Origin of the sequence: Saccharothrix sabaoui (assembly GCF_051756985.1) — a bacterium.
Taxonomy (GTDB): domain Bacteria; phylum Actinomycetota; class Actinomycetes; order Mycobacteriales; family Pseudonocardiaceae; genus Actinosynnema.
Map to the genome: position 1 here is coordinate 36,896 of NZ_JBPKJK010000011.1, position 14,799 is coordinate 51,694.

The following is a 14,799-nucleotide window of genomic DNA, read 5'->3' on the forward strand; positions in this document are numbered from 1 at the left end:
CCCTACCCCCCGACCGCGGCCAGCCACGCCCGCCGCGCCGAGGCGCGGGTGAACTCCCGCACGTGCAGGCCCGCCCGCAGCCAGGCGACCGGGAACTGCTCGCCCGCGTCGCGCACCACCCGGCCGAACGCGTCGCGCTCGCGGTCGCGGGAGGTGGCGGCGAGGTCGGCGAGCAGGTCGGCGGTCGTGGTCAGGCCCGTGGCGCGCAGGGCCGTGACCTCGCGGTGGGCGGAGGCGACGGCGGCGACGGCCCGGCCGCCGAGGGTGATGCGGTGCAGGACGTTCTCCAGCGGTCGCAGCGGTGCGGGCACGCGGTCGGCCGGTTCCGGGCGCGGCGGCAGGACCTGGCCCGCGCCGCCGGCGACGTGGGAGCGCTGGACGCGGTCCAGGCCCAGGTCCACGTGGTGGGCCAGGTCGTCGGGCAGGGCCAGGTCTCCCGAGGCGGCGAGCGCGGTGACCGTGCCCGGCCGGTCCGGGAGGAGACGTGCCACGACCCGGAGGGCCAGGCCGGGCGCGCCGGCGAGGACGGTGAGGTTGTCGCGGGTCTGGTTCGTGTGGCCGACGAGGTCGAGGATTCCGTGCGCGGTGTCGAGGCGCAGGGCGGGGCCGGCCGAGCCCAGGACCGTGCCTTCCAGGAAGAGCAGGTCGGCGCCGGCGGGGCGGCGGGCGTCCGGTGCGGTGTGCGCGTGGAAGGCGCGGAGCACCTGGTCGGGCAGCGGTTCGGCCCAGAGGCGGGCGAGCGGGTCGGCGGTCCACGGGGTGGGTTTCGCGGACACGGCGCGCACGGCCTTGCCCGCGCCGAGCCGGTGGTCGGGCGAGGCGGTGCCGCCGGACAGGAGGAGGCCCGCGCGGCCCAGGGCGCGGTGGGTCAGGCCGGACTCGCCGACCGCCACCGGTCCGCTCGCGGCGGCGGCCACCCGTTCGGGGCCGCCGGGGGTGACGGCGGGGACGGTCCACAGCCGGCCCGAGTCGTCGACGAGGTGCGTGACGACGCCGGCGTAGCCGGAGGTGCTGATCACCGGTTCGGTGCACAGGCCGTGCAGGCGGAGCGCGCCGATCGGGTGGTACTCGCGCCGGGCGGTGCCGCGCAGGTCGTCCGGGTCGCCGGTGCCGGTGCGGAGGTCGTGGCAGAGGAGCATCAGGTCGACGAGTTCGGCGGTGAGCTGTTCGCGGTCGAACGACGGGTCGCCGGTGCGGGCGGCGGTGAGGGCGTTGGCGACGCGCAGCCCCGCAGCGGCGGCGCGGTGCAGCCCGGCGACCCGGGCGGTGTGCACGGCGCGCAGCAGTTCGGCCCGCACCACCGCCCCGCTGCCCGCAGCGCCGGAACGAAGGATTGTTGAACAACCCTCCCACACCGCCTCGGCCGCCGACCGCTGCTCGGGAGTGGCGGGGGCCGCCGCCGGGAGGTGGTTCCCGGTAGCTGCCGGGGACCTGGTAGCTGCCGGGGACCTGGTGCTCGGCGGGGGTCCGGCACTTGGCGAGGATTCGGCGGCGGGCGGAGCGGCTGTGTCGTGACCGGCGCCGGAGCCGGGGCCGGAGGCGGAGGCGGGGTCGGAGGCGGGGTCGCGGTCTTGCTCTTGGTCTTGGTCTTGGTCGGGGTCGGGGTCGGCTTCGGGGTTGTGGCCGGCTTCGGGGTCGGGGGCGTCGACCTCGTCGGCGATGTCCGCCGCCGCCACCGCGATGCCCCGGTGCAGGCACTTCGGCGCGAGCAGGCAGGTGCAGGACAGGTTTTCCGCCTCGGCCAGCACCCCCGCGCGCAGGGTCCAGGTGAGGACGGTCTCCGGGTCGAGTTCCGCGCGGGCGGTCGTGGGGGTGGTGGTGACCGTCCAGCCGGTCGCCTTGTCCAGCGAGGCGTCGATCCGCTTGCGCAGGCGCGGCGGGAGGGTGTCGAGCACGTCGGCCACCACCGCGGGCGCCACCGGGGGCAGGGTCACGAGCGCACCTTCTCCCCCACCCAGCGGGCCAGTTCCCGGGGGCTCAGGGCGGCCACCGGCATCCCGGCCGCGACCAGCGCGCCCGCCACGGACGTCGAGTAGCGCGCCTTGCCGGCGTCGTCCAGGCTCGCGCAGCCCAGCACGGTCACGCCCGACGTCACCAGCTCCCGCACCTGCGCGACGAGCGCGCCCACCGGGCCGCCCTCCTCGAAGTCGCTGACCAGCACCACCATCGTCCTCTCCGGCACGGTCACCAGGGTCCGGGCGTGCCGCAGCGCGCCCGCGATGTGCGTGCCGCCGCCGACCCGCACCTCCAGCAGCAACGACAACGGGTCGGCCACCCGCTCGGTCAGGTCGACCACCTCGGTCGAGAACGCCAGGAAGTGCGTGGTCAGGGCGGGCACCCCGGCGAACACCGACGCGGTCAGCGCCGACCACACCGTGGACGCCTCCATCGAGCCCGACACGTCGACGACCAGCACCAGCCGCCAGTCGCTGGACCGGCGACCGCGCGTGCGGAACACCGGCCGCTCCGGCACCACCAGCACCCGGCCGGTCGCGTCACGCCTGGCGGTGGCCAGGTTCGCGCGCAGCGTGCGCGGCAGGTCGAGCTTGCCGCCCGGCCGCCGGGTCGGCACCGGCAGCTGCACGCCGGTCAGCGCGGGCCGCACGCGGTTCGCCAGTTGCGCGGTCAGCTCGCGCACGAGCCGCGCCACCAGCGGTCGGAGCCTGGCGAGCGACTGCTCGGACAGCCCGCCGGCCAGCGACAGCACGCTGCGCAGCAGCTCGACCGAGGGCCGCACCGACCCGGGGTCGATCTCCAGCGCCGCCTCCAGCCGGCCGCCCTCGGCGGCGGTCGCCAGCACCTCCTCGCGGACGCCGTCGCCGAACAGCTCGGCCAGCTCCTCGGACCACTCGCGCACGTCGGGGAACGGCGACGACCGGTCCGCGCCGAGCCCGCCGGCCGCCGCGCCCTCGCCGCGCTCCAGCCCGTACAGCTCGTCCAGCGCCGCCGCGTAGCGCGCCGCACCTGCCGGCCGGTCACCCCGCGCGCCGAGCACCAGCCGCCACCGCACGCCCGCGCCCAGCTCCCGTCGACCACCGGCTACGGGTGCGTCGGCGGCGGCCGGCGGCACGGGAACCGGATCGTCCACGACGGGTGGTGGAGTCCGGGCGCCGTCGGCGAGCGGGGCCCGCAGGTGGTGGGACTCCAGCACGTCGGCGGCGGCGCGCTCGGCTTCCAGCCACACGGCCAGCAGTTCGGGGTCGGGTGCGCCGACCGCGTCCACCCGGTCGCCGGTCCGGGCCTCGACCACCGCGAGCACGCGGGCGCGGGCGGCCGGGCCGATCGAGGTGAACGCGCCGCGCAGCGCGGGCAGGCGGTCCAGGAAGTCGCGGTCCGCCAACGACTCCACCCGGGCCAACAGCGGGTCGAGCGCCTCCGGCGCCTCCAGCAGCGGACCGGCCGCCGCCAGCACACCGGTCAACGACCGCTTCAGCACCCCCCGCCGCTCGGGCGTGCTCGCGCCGTCCACCCAGGACGCCACCCGCTCGCCCAGCACGTCCGGCGGCACCAGGCCCAGCAGCACCCGCACCGCGCCGGCCGCGCCCGCGATGAGCGGCGCGCCCTCGTCGGCCAACCGGCGCAGGCACGCCGCCAGCCGCACCCCGGTGCCGTGCGCGTCGTGCCGCTGCCCCAGTTCGACCAGTGCCCGCGCGTCCGCCACGTCCTCCGACCCGGCCAGCCCGTCGAGCTGCGCGACCGCCGCCGTCTCCAGTTCGGCGGCGAGCAGCGGGTGCCCGTCGAGCACCGTCCCCGGTGTCCCGGGCAGGTGCCCGGCGCGCAGCCGGTCCACCAGGTCGAGCCCGGCGAGCAGCTCGGGCAGCGTCCCCGAGGCCGGCAGCACGGTCGCCGCGTCGCCCAGCAGCTCGTCCACGACCTCCGGCAGGCCGCACCGGGCCGCGTCGGCCAGGTCGGCCAGCACGTCGGCCGGCGTGTGCCCGCCGCGTTCCTCGCGTTGCGCCCGGCGCGCCCGCAGCCGTCCGCGCGCGGCCAGCGGCAGCGTGGCCCCCCACAGCCCGGCCACCGGCAGCATCGCCGCGGTGGCGGGCGTCCACGCGACGGTCCAGCGGGTGCTCAGGGCGTCACCGCCGCCGACGCCCGAGGTCCCCGTCTCCTCGCCGTAGGTGACGCCCAGCACGGCCAGTCGCCGCAGCGCCACCTCGCGCCGGGCGTCCAGCGCCGACCGCAGCGGGTCCAGGCGCAGCGCGACCGGTTCGCGGGAGCCCGGGCCGGGCAGCCGCAGGTCGGCCACCAGGTCCTCCACCGCCGGGGCCAGGCCCGACCTCGGCGTGCCCGGCGCGAGCACGCCGGTGCGGTGCCCGACCAGCACGTCCCCCGCGGCGCGGGCCACCACGCGACCGCGCCCCAGCGGTTCGGCGTGCGTCAGCACGGTCTGCACCGCCTCCACGACCTCGCCGCGGCCGGGCGCGGGCAGGCCGCGCAGGCGGGCCAGGTCGACGGCCAGCCGCAGCGCCTCCCGCGCCTCGCCGGGGCCGGCCGGGTGGCCCAGCTCCCGGACGCGCGCGCAGATCCGCACGATGACCGACGCGGCGGCGGCCTCGATCGCCGCCGGGTCGCCCGCTGCCTCCAGCACGGCCTGCTGCCACTCGGGGTCGCGGATGCCCGCCGGGTAGCCGGACCGCTCGTCCAGCAGCGCGAACCCGTAGGGCACGAGCGAGGTGACCACGTCGGACGACGACGGCGCGTCCTCCTCCGCGGGAGGCCCGGACAGCAGCGCCGCCGCGTGGAACGACCCGATCACCGCCGCGCACCGCCGGTCGCCCACCTCGGCCACCGCGCGCCGCATCCACGCCTCCCGGCGCAGGTCGAACGGGTCCACCTCGCCCGCGTCCGACCGCATCGCCCAGCCGACGTACAGCGCGGCCCGCCGCACGGCCTCCGGGTCCTGCCCCGGCGCGGCCACCTCGACCAGCCGGTCCCACAGGTCGTCGCCGTCCCGGCCGGTCACCGCGCGGCGCAGCGCGTCGGTCAACGGGGCCGCGTCCCGCGCGCCGGGCGAGTGCCCGGACCCGCGCAGCGCCAGCGGCAGGTCGCACGCGCGCACCTCGACGCCGTGCCTGTGCGCCCACCGGATCGCGGCCAGCTCGGGCGAGAAGTCGGCGAACGGGTAGAACGCGAGCCCCCCGCCGTCCCTGCCGGCCCCGGACAGCGCGACCGGCGCGACGAGGTCGGGCGCGGCCAGGTGCGGCAGCCACTCCGCCAGCTCCGCGGGCAGCTCGACCAGCAGCACCTCGGGCGCGAACGCCTCCAGCAGGGCGGGCACCGCGGCGGCCAGCGCCGGCGAGTGGTGCCGCACCCCGATCAGGTGGGGCGCGCGGTGGCCGACGAGCCGGTCGGCCACCGCGGTCCCGTCAGGCGTCGAGGACATCGCGCAGTTCCCACAGCCGCCGCCACGTGCGCGCGCCGCTCTCCGCGCGCCGCCGCACCGCGCCGTCCCAGTAGCCGAGCAGCCGGGCCGCGTCACCGGGGTCGTCCTTGCGGACCACGCCCAGCAGGTGGCCGGGCAGCAGGGACAGCGGGTCGCGGTCGCCGGGGAAGTAGGCGTCGGCCAGGCCGAGCGAGGTCGCGACGGACACCGCCTCGGCCGTGCTCATCACGGTGGACGGCCGCTCGACCGCCCAGCCCTCCTGGGACACCCCGTTGCGCAGGTCGCGGAACGCGGTGACCAGCACCTCCAGCACCACGTCGTCCACCTTGAACGGCGCGCCGACGCGTTCCAGCGCCGTGCGGGCCTGCCGCCGCACCAGCTCCGTCTCCGCGGCCAGGTCGCCGATCGGCCCCACGGCCTCGAAGTTGAACCGGCGCTTGAGCGCCGCCGACATCTCCGACACGCCCCGGTCGCGCAGGTTCGCGGTGGCGATCACGGTGAAGCCGGGCGCGGCGTGCACGGTCGCGCCGTCCGTGCCGGACAGCTCGGGCACGGCGATGCGCCGGTCGGACAGGATCGACACCAGTGCGTCCTGCACCTCGGGCAGGCAGCGGGTGACCTCCTCGACGCGCACCACGCCGCCGCCGCGCATGGCGGTGAGCACCGGCGACGGCACCAGGGCGCGCGGCGACGGCCCCTCGGCCAGCAGCAGCGCGTAGTTCCAGCCGTAGCGCAGCTGGTCCTCGGTGGTGCCGGCGGTGCCCTGCACGACGAGCTGGCTGCTGCCGCACACGGCCGCGGCCAGCAGCTCGGACAGCATCGACTTGGCCGTGCCGGGCTCGCCGACGAGCAGCAGGCCGCGCTCGCCGGCGAGGGTGACGACGGCGCGTTCGACCAGCGCCCGCTCCCCGACGAACTTCGCGCTGATCACCAGCCGCTGCGGCAGGCCGGCGACCTTCTTCGGCAGCGCCAGCGCGTCGCCGCCGCTGCCCATGACGAACGTGACGACGGCGCGCGGGGTGAGCCGCCAGCCGGGTGGCCTGGGGCCGTCGTCGTGGGCGGCGAGGAACGCCAGCTCGCCGGCGTGGGCGTCCTCGGCTGGCTCGACCTGCCTCGGTGCGGCGGTCGTGGCGGTGGCGGTCGTGGCGGTCACCTGCGTCCTCCGGTCTTCAGTTCCTCGTAGGCGGGCGCGTCGCCGTCGAGCACGCGCCGCCAGGCCCGGGCGAACAGGTCGGCGACGGGTTCGCGGGGCACGATCGCGTCGCGCGGCCGGTCTGCCGGCCGGAAGCCGAACAGGGGCGCCTTCCACGACTCGACGGGCAGGTGCGGCGCGCCGAGCGCCAGCCAGCCGCCGGGCAGGAACAGCGACCGCCCGGCGCGGGCCCGCTTCGCGGTGAGCACCAGGTCCGTCGCGGCCAGCTCGGCGCGCGCCTTCTTCAGGCGGGCGGGCTTCCAGCCGGTCCACCGGGCCACGTTGGCGTCGGTCGGGTCGGGCAGGGCCAGCAGCTGGAGGTACAGCACGGCCGCGTCCTCCCCGAGGGAGCACCGCTCGGCGACCTCGGCCACCAGGTGCGGCACGGACACCAGCGGGTCCTGCGCGTACGCCGCCGGGTCCACCCCGTCGGGGGCGGTCACGGCGCACGCGGCGGCCGTGCCGGGCGCGGCCAGCAGGTCCAGGTCCGCGAGCACGCCCTGCTCGTTCCCGACCTCCACCACCGCCGCCAGCAGGTCCCGGTCGCCCGGGCCGACCAGGGCGGGGCGGACGACCAGTCGGGAGTAGTGGTCGTTGACGCCGCACACCTCCAGCCACGGCCGGTGCCGGTGCACCTGCCCGGCCCCGGGCGGGTCGAGGTCGAGCAGCTGCTTGAGCGTGTCGCGGGAGTTGTAGTACGCGGCGACGAAGGCGAAGCCGGGGTGCGCGACCCGTTCCCGGGCCAGTTCCAGCGCCCGGGGCAGCCGCGCGCGCAGCGGCGAGCCGACCGGCAGGCGGTGCGCGAGCCACAGCAGCACGTGCGGCAGCGCGCCGAGGGTGGTCGCGCTGAAGGCGTCCCGGTGGCGGGCCACGAGGTTGCCGTCCTCCCAGCGGTGGTCGGCGTCGGTGGTGAGCCACGACGTGCTCTCGGGATCGGCCACGCCGCTGACGAACTCGGCGGTGTTGCGGAGGTTCGGCAGCTTCGTCGCGTCGACCAGGACGTCGTCGGGGACGGGCGTGCGGCGGCCGTGCTGCGCGACCCACACCTCGGCGACCGCGTCCACGTCGGGGCCGCGCTCCCACAGGTCGGCCGGGTCGGCGGGCACGGCGGCGGCCAGCAGCCGGTACCGTTCGCCGACGTCCAGCCTGCGCAGCCGCTCCTTGGCCGCGGACGCCTCCGCCTGGGACAGGCCGAGCAGGTGCCGCTGCTCGGTGCTCAGGTAGTGGGCGTTGTGGTTGTCGACGCCGGCCATGCCCGCCAGCAGCACCTTCGCCTCGGCCGATCCCAGGCCGGTGCGCTCGACGAGGGCGGGCACCGCCTCGGGGAACCACGGCGCGGGGCCGCGTTCGGCCAGCAGCTCCAGGAACCGGGCGACCTGCCGGGCGCCGAACGCGTGCCCGACGACCTCGTGCGCCGCCAGCCGCCACGTGCCGGGCAGCTCGAACGTCCCGGAGCGGCTGTGCTGGAGGCCCTCGTAGCTCTGGTAGGAGTCGGAGGACCACCGGTCGTCGAGCAGGGTGGTGAAGCCGTCGCCGACCGGGACGACCCGGTCCTTGGGCGGGACCTTGCCGCGCGAGACCTCCGCGGACGGCACCTTGACGTGCACGAGGCGCCAGCGCCCGTCCGCGTCGGCCAGCCCGGCGTCGGCGACGGCGCGCAGCAGCAGTTCCAGCGCCGGGCGGTGCGCGTCCGGCGTGAGCGGCGACGCGGCGCGGTGCGCGACGGCGGCGAGGTGCGGGAGCACGCGGTGCCACCCGGGGTGCACGGCGGGCAGCTCGCGCCCCTCGGCGCGCTCGACCGCGCCGGACAGCGCCTCCAGCAGCTCGGGCAGCGCGGTCCGGCCGTCGTGGCCGTTGTTGTACCAGCCGCCGAACCAGGACAGGGCGTCGACGAGTTCCCGCTCGGTGACCGCGGTGGCGGTGGTGTCGTGGGCCGGTTCCGCGGTGCGGGCGGCCTCGGCGACCTCGGCGTAGCCGCGGAAGGCGCGCCGGGCGTCGGCGGCGCGCCGCACGACGTCGGACACGCCCGCGATGAGGTTCGCGTCGGTCAGGCCGGGCAGCTGCTCGGTGATGGCGCGCGACAGCGGGTCGTGCTCGCCGCGCCGCACGGCCGCGAGCTTGTCGCGCACCGGCATCCGCTCGGTCGCGTCGGCCACGTCGAGCAGCCGTTCCACGGCCTCGCGGGTGACGGCGCGCAGCGCGGCCGACCCGGCCCGGTCGCGCACCCGCAGGGCGTGCCACCAGTCCCTCGGCGGTACGACCGGGGTGCCCATCGCGTACGGCGGGTGCTGGGCGAGCGCGGACACCGAGCCCCACGAGGTCCCGTCCGGGTCCTCGAACGACACCACGTCGCCGCGGCCGGTCAGCGCGACCTCGGAGCCGGGGAACCGCAGCAGGCCCACCGGTTCGCGGGTCGTCAGCCGCACCCGGCGGCCGTCGACGCCCTCGCCGGTCCACGAGCGGTCCGCCTCGCGGCGCACGCGCCAGCCGTGCAGGCCGTCGGCGACGCCCAGCGGGCTGTCCCCGGTGCCGGGCGCGGCGGGCCGCAGGTCGCAGTGGACCGCTTCGAGCCGCGCGCCGTCCGCGGCGAAGTCCTCCAGGAAGCGGGGCTTGCTCGCGCGGCCCACCGCGCCGGTCGCCGGGTCCACCTCGCGCCAGCGCAGCTCGCCGCTGTCGTAGTCGGTGGTCCACGTGGTCGTGCCGTCGCCGTGGGTGTCGCGGGGCTGCGGGATCGTGGTGTCGCCGGGGTGCACGGCCCGGGAGCCGGTGAACCGGCCGCCGCCGGGCAGCGCGATCGACGGGTGCGGGACGTCGGGCCGCCAGCCGTGGCGGTCCTTGCCGTCCACCGCGAAGACCCGCTCGGGCGCGTCGCTCCAGTAGCCCCGCTCGCCCTCGGCGGTGTACCAGGTGACCAGGAGGACGCCGTCGAACCAGGACGCGTGCACCCGGCGCCAGTGGGACCGCTGGTCGACGGGGACGCGCGAGACGTGCTCGGCCAGGACGCCGTCCGGGCCGACGACGACGAAGCGGTCGCCGCGGCCGAGCACGAGCGCGGGCCAGCCCTCGCCGGCGATGCTGATCGCCTCGTCCTGCTTCCCGCCGTCGAGCAGGCGGGCCGCCGCCTCCTCCAGGGCGGGCCAGCCCAGTTCGTCGAACAGGCCCGCGCGCAGCGTGCGGTGCAGCGCGTCGGCCACGTCGGTGCCCGCGACGGCCTCGGCCGCCTCCGGCACGTCGACGTACGCCTCGGGCAGCCGCAGCGGGCCCAGCGCGTCCAGGTGCCGGAACAGGTCGGGCAGGCCGCCCGCGGTGATGCCGGCGGCGTGCCGGGTGAGCCAGTCCCGCAGGGCGGTGCGCAGGCCCGGCACGGAGAAGGCGTTGAGCAGCACGTCGCGGCTGACGGTCGTGGGTCGGGTGTGCGCGCGGAGGTGGACGACGAGGCCCTCGCCCAGCGACCGGCCGAAGCGCTCGGAGGCGGCGAGCGCGGCCAGGTCGCGGCGACCGGGCGCGGCGTCGCCGGACCACTCCGCGACGTTCAGGTGCGGTGCGGCGCGGTCGTGCTCGGCGATCGGGACGCCGCGCTCCACCAGCAGGTCGAGCAGGTCCAGCTCGCCCTGGCGCCAGTTGTGCAGCACGCGCACCGGCACGTCGTCGGCGACCAGCCGGTCCGCCATCCGCGCGACGAGGTCGAGCAGCTTCTCCGAGCGGTTCACGCCGCGCCAGCCCGAGGAGCGCACGGACACCACGGACGACAGCCAGTCGGCGGGCCGCGCGGCGCCGCCGGGCTCGACAAGGTCGCGGGTCGCGCCGCAGCGCTCCAGGACGTCGAACCAGGTGTCCAGCGCGGCCACCGAGTCGGGCACGAACTCCAGCAGCCGCGCGCGCACGGCCTCGTCGGCGGACGCCAGCGCCACCAGCTCGCCCTGGTAGGACTTCCAGAACGGCGCGCCGGCGCGGCTGATCGAGGAGCAGTCCAGGACGGCGCGCAGCAGGCGCTCGTCCTCCTCCCGGCGCGGGCGCCCGGCGGCCTTGGCCAGCCGGCGGAGGTCCTCGGGCATCCCGGTGTACGGGGGCAGGCCGCCGCGGGTGCGCTCCACGCACAGCGTGAAGAACAGCTCGTGGGCCGCGTCCACGTCGTCCTTGCGGGCCAGGCCCTTCGCGTGCGCGGACAGCGCCTTGGCGGTCAGCGCGCCGGCGAAGGCGAACTCCAGGAACACCTCGCGCGTGCGCTCGGCGTCCACGACGAGGTCGTGCACCTCCTCCGCCTCGCGGGCCTTGCCGAACATGCTCGCCGCGTAGGTGGTGTTGCCGTGCTGGAGGAAGATCCGCCCGGCCTGCTCGTAGAACGTGGGCAGGAAGTGCGGCGCGGACCGGCCGAGCATCTCGCCCAGCGCGGTGAAGCCGTCCTTCGCGGCCCCGGCGCGGGACTTCGCGGTGCGCGCCAGGCGCTCGACGTCCTTGACCAGGTTGAGCGCGTGGTGGGCGTTGGCCGGGTCGTTGACCAGGGCCCACGCCGGGAAGCCCAGCGCGCTGCGCCGGCCGGTGCCGACGTCGGCGGTGCGCACGGGCGCGCCGAATCCGAGGTACTCGCAGGTGAGGTCCTCGGCCGCGCCGAGCACGGCGGGCACGAGCCGCACCACGACCCGGTCGCCCAGGGCGGGGTGGGTGTAGTGGCGGGCGGTGACCGTGTCGCGGTCCTCGCCGGCGGCGACGGTGCCGGGCAGTACGGCACCGGCGGCGATGAGCTGCTTGTCGTTCACGCGAGCACCGCTTCCTCGACGACGCGCCCGGCGTGGATCGCCGAGGCCATGCGCATCCCCTCGGACCACGCGACGGGTCCGACGTCGGTGAGCGCCAGTCCGGTTCCGTCCTCCAGCGACCAGCGCAGCTCGCCGGTCCACGTCTCGCCCTCGGGGTAGTCCGAGCCGAGCCAGAAGCGGGCCTCCACGACCCGGCCGCCCTCGAACGCGGAGTACACCGCGTCACCGCCGCGCACCGGGTAGCCGAGCGTGCGGCACCGGCCCAGCGCGTGGTTGAGCTGCTCGAACCTGCCGTTCGCGTAGTCGGCCACGGACGACTTGCCGGCCACGTCGGCGGGCGCGGGCCGGGTGAAGGTCTGCCGGAACAGCTGCTGCACCCTCTGCTGCACGCCCAGTTCCGCGCCGAACTCGCGCAGCTCCTCCAGGTCGTCCAGCAGCACGGGGTGCGGCACGCGCACCACGTCGGCGGTGACGCGCACCGTCTCGCCGTCGAGGGTGACCACGCCGAGCCCCCGCTCGGGGTCGGCGTCGCGCAGGAAGCCGGTCTCGTCGCCCGCGGTGACCACGAGGTCGCGCAGCGCCGCGGCCCACGCCTCGTCCGCCCACGCCTCGGCGACGAGCGCGGCGGGCACGGGCAGCGAGCGCGTCATCCAACCGTCCACCGTGGACGCGCACTCGGCCTCGTGGCGCGAGAGCCACTCGGCGAGCTGGCGCAGCTGCACGACCTTCGGGTCGTCCTTGAGCGAAGCGGGTACCGAGGAGAGCAGCTTGCCCTTGCCGTTGCGGCACTGGACGCGCCCGTTCTCCCCGAGCCGCACCTGGTACCCGGACGCGGCGTCGAGCCAGCCCACGGTTCCTCCTGCGAATCGATCTGCGACGGTGATGGCGGGAGGCTAGCGACGGGGTCCGACAAGAAGATCACCGCGACCGGTTCGCGATCGCGCCGTGACGGCGGGTCGTGCCGCGACCACGGACCGTGCCGACCGCAGTTCTGCGACCGATGGCCCATTACCCTAAGACTTCCCCAAATTCCCTACTGTTGTGACGCGCGTCTCTCTAACCTTTCGGTATGAGACTGCTGCTGTGGACCGCACTCACGTGCGCACTGGCGGTCGAGGGGGCCACGTTCCTGCCGCTGCTGGCCGGACTGGCGATCATCGGCTGCGCCGCCGAGAGGCCGACCCGCCACCGGGGGGCGCGCCTCGCACGCCCGTGACATTTACCAGTTGACGTGAAAAGCCAGACGAATACCGAACATCCGGCACACGGATATCAGGCGTGGCAGGACGATCCGGTACGCGTGGTGTGACACGCGTTACTTGACCTCTGCGCCGTTCGGCGGTTTTATTGCTGCCAAATCACCTGGCGGCTCTGCTCCCGCCGTTTGGAGTTCGGTATGCCCCTGCGCGAAAACAGGACCCGCACAATCGTCACGGCATTGACCGGAGCCGTGATCGCGGCGGCGCTGACCACCCCGACGGCCGGCGCCGCCGCACCCTCCACCACGGCCGCGCCCGGCCGCCCGCAGTCGTTCTGGCTGCACATGAACAGCACTCCCATCAGCGACGACGTGCTGGTCAAGGAGGCGAAGCGGCGCAGCTACGTGGTGCTCAACGCCTGGGAGGGCGACCTCGCCGCCAAGTTCAAGGCGGCGAACCCGGCGATCTCCACGTTCGTGTACAAAGACCTTTCCTCGACCCGTTCCTACGCGTGCCGCAACGGTGTCGACGATCAACAACTGCCGGCCGGCGTCGGCTATTGCGACGCGAACAAGAACCACCCCGAGTGGTTCCTCACCGACGCTTCCGGGAAGCGGTTCGAGTACAGCGGGTATTCGGGCCACTGGCAGATGGACGTGGGCGACCCCGGGTACCAGCGCGCGTGGGCCGACAACGTCGTCCGGACGACCCGGGCGGCCGGTTTCGACGGCGTCTTCATGGACAACGCGCTGTTCCCGTGCGACGCCTACCACGAGGGCCGGTGCCCGGCGGAGTACCCGACCGACGCCGCGATGCAGGACGCCTACGTGTCGATGTTGTCCGCCACCCGCGGGGCGTTCACCGCCGCCGGGCTGAAGACGGTCGCGAACCTGTCCAACGCCCGGCTGCACGCGGGCGCCTGGGACCGCTACACCGAGCACCTCGACGGCGGCTTCGACGAGTGGTGGCTGGCGTTCGACGACACCAACCTGCTGCCCGAGTACGACCAGGGCTGGAGCAGGCAGGTCGCCCAGATCGCCTCGAACGAGGCGCGCGGCAAGATCACCTGGGTGCAGCCGCACTTCTCCCCCGGCGCCGACCGGCCCTACCGGTACGCGCTGGCCAGCTACCTGATGGCGGCGGGCGGGCGCGCGGCCATCGCCGAGGTCGACCAGACCGACGGCTACGGCGACGCCTCGCCGTGGCACGCCGAGTACGACTGGGACCTGGGCGCGCCCACCGGCGCGTACCGCAAGGTGGCCACGAACGTGTTCCGCCGCGACTTCGCCTGCGGCACGGTCCTGGTCAACGCGAACCAGCGCGATACCGCGGCGGTCACCGTGAAGCTCGGCGGTACCTACCGGAACCAGGGCGGCACGGCCGTCACGTCAGTGGCGCTGAACGGCACCTCCGGCAGCGTCCTGCGCAAGGCGTGCTGACAGCGGCAACCGGACGGTGAAGCGGGTGTCACCGGGCTCGGACCGGACGTCGATGTCGCCGCGGTGGTGGTCCACCACGATGCGCCACGAGATGTCCAGGCCGAGCCCGGTGCCCTCGCCGACCTCCTTGGTGGTGAAGAACGGCTCGAAGATGCGCCCCACCACCTCGGGCGCGATGCCGGTACCGGTGTCGCCGACCGGCGATGCCGCGGTCGGCGAGCCAGTCGTCGACCTCGTCCTCCAGGTCGGCGGCCTCCATCGGCCCCGGCTCGACCGCCTTCGTCACCCACTCCCCCGCACTCTCGTCGCACGGTGCCAGCCCGGGTGACCGCCCGCAGGACCCAACCGCTCCCGCGGGCAGCCCCCAGGCCGCACCGACAGCGGATGTCCACCCACACCGCAATGAACACCGGTGCGCTTCGACCGGCCGCTGTCGGCCAACGCCGCCGTGTCGCAGTACGGCCACTTCGGCTTCTTCCCGTTGATGATGCCGCACGCACACGACATCACCGTTCTTGACGGCGACAGCTGGCCCCACCCGGTCTGCGACGCGCCAGGCCGGTGCGCGGCGACGCGCGGCCTGCTCGCCTCGCCGCGGGGTCGTGCGGCGATGACCGCGTACGGCTGCGGCAGCGACCTGCTCGGTGTGCCTGCCGCCCCCGGTCGGGACCATCGGCCTCACCCCCCCGCCCACGACGGGTGCGGCCGTCCGGCACGTCACCGCGCCGCAGGCCGACCTGGGCGGCAACACCCACCTCGCGCGGTCCCCCCTACGACGACACCGGTGGGGCCGGCCCCACCCTCCGACGCGGTACCGCTGACCACG

General features: G+C 76.0%; 7 protein-coding genes and 1 pseudogene. 2 read left to right on the forward strand and 6 right to left on the reverse strand.

From position 1 onward, the window contains the following. Positions 1–2: 2 nt before the first annotated feature. Genes ACR807_RS05485 through ACR807_RS05505 form a run of 5 tightly spaced genes read right to left on the reverse strand, consistent with a single transcriptional unit; the run spans position 3 to position 12,186 of the window. Positions 3–1,934 (reverse strand): hypothetical protein, encoded by a 1,932-nt coding sequence (locus ACR807_RS05485; protein ID WP_438920097.1) that lies wholly within the window; start codon positions 1,932–1,934, stop codon positions 3–5. Continuing rightward, a complete protein-coding gene (locus ACR807_RS05490) occupies positions 1,931–5,386 on the reverse strand; it encodes a DUF5682 family protein (RefSeq protein ID WP_438920098.1) in 3,456 nt (1,151 codons plus the stop codon). Before ACR807_RS05490 ends, ACR807_RS05485 begins: the two co-directional genes overlap by 4 nt. Continuing rightward, positions 5,370–6,539 carry an ATP-binding protein gene (locus tag ACR807_RS05495; RefSeq protein WP_438920099.1) on the reverse strand — a complete coding sequence of 390 codons (1,170 nt, stop codon included), beginning with the start codon at positions 6,537–6,539 and terminating at the stop codon, positions 5,370–5,372. The genes ACR807_RS05490 and ACR807_RS05495 overlap by 17 nt, the downstream gene beginning before the upstream one ends. Then, on the reverse strand, positions 6,536–11,335 hold the full coding sequence (locus ACR807_RS05500; protein WP_438920100.1) for a hypothetical protein: 4,800 nt from the start codon (positions 11,333–11,335) through the stop codon (positions 6,536–6,538). The genes ACR807_RS05495 and ACR807_RS05500 overlap by 4 nt, the downstream gene beginning before the upstream one ends. Continuing rightward, positions 11,332–12,186 carry a DUF4132 domain-containing protein gene (locus tag ACR807_RS05505; RefSeq protein WP_438920101.1) on the reverse strand — a complete coding sequence of 285 codons (855 nt, stop codon included), beginning with the start codon at positions 12,184–12,186 and terminating at the stop codon, positions 11,332–11,334. Before ACR807_RS05505 ends, ACR807_RS05500 begins: the two co-directional genes overlap by 4 nt. Before the next feature lie 218 nt (positions 12,187–12,404). Between ACR807_RS05505 and ACR807_RS05510 the strand changes: the two genes are divergently transcribed. After that, positions 12,405–12,551, forward strand: a complete 147-nt coding sequence (locus tag ACR807_RS05510) for a hypothetical protein (RefSeq protein WP_438920102.1) — start codon at positions 12,405–12,407, stop codon at positions 12,549–12,551. 222 nt (positions 12,552–12,773) lie between these two features. Further along, positions 12,774–13,973: a putative glycoside hydrolase gene (locus ACR807_RS05515; RefSeq protein ID WP_438920103.1), complete on the forward strand. Its 1,200-nt coding sequence runs from the start codon at positions 12,774–12,776 to the stop codon at positions 13,971–13,973. Here the strand turns inward: ACR807_RS05515 and ACR807_RS05520 are convergent. After that, a pseudogene (locus tag ACR807_RS05520) lies at positions 13,923–14,171 on the reverse strand (ATP-binding protein); the annotation flags it as partial. The gene ACR807_RS05515 and the pseudogene ACR807_RS05520 sit on opposite strands and share 51 nt — an antisense overlap. Between the last annotated feature and the right edge of the window lie 628 nt (positions 14,172–14,799).

Excerpts from the sequence above, each read along its gene's own strand:
- ACR807_RS05510 (WP_438920102.1), top strand. The coding sequence starts at position 12,405 with ATGAGACTGCTGCTGTGGACCGCACTCACGTGCGCACTGGCGGTCGAG.
- ACR807_RS05490 (WP_438920098.1), bottom strand. The coding sequence starts at position 5,386 with ATGTCCTCGACGCCTGACGGGACCGCGGTGGCCGACCGGCTCGTCGGC.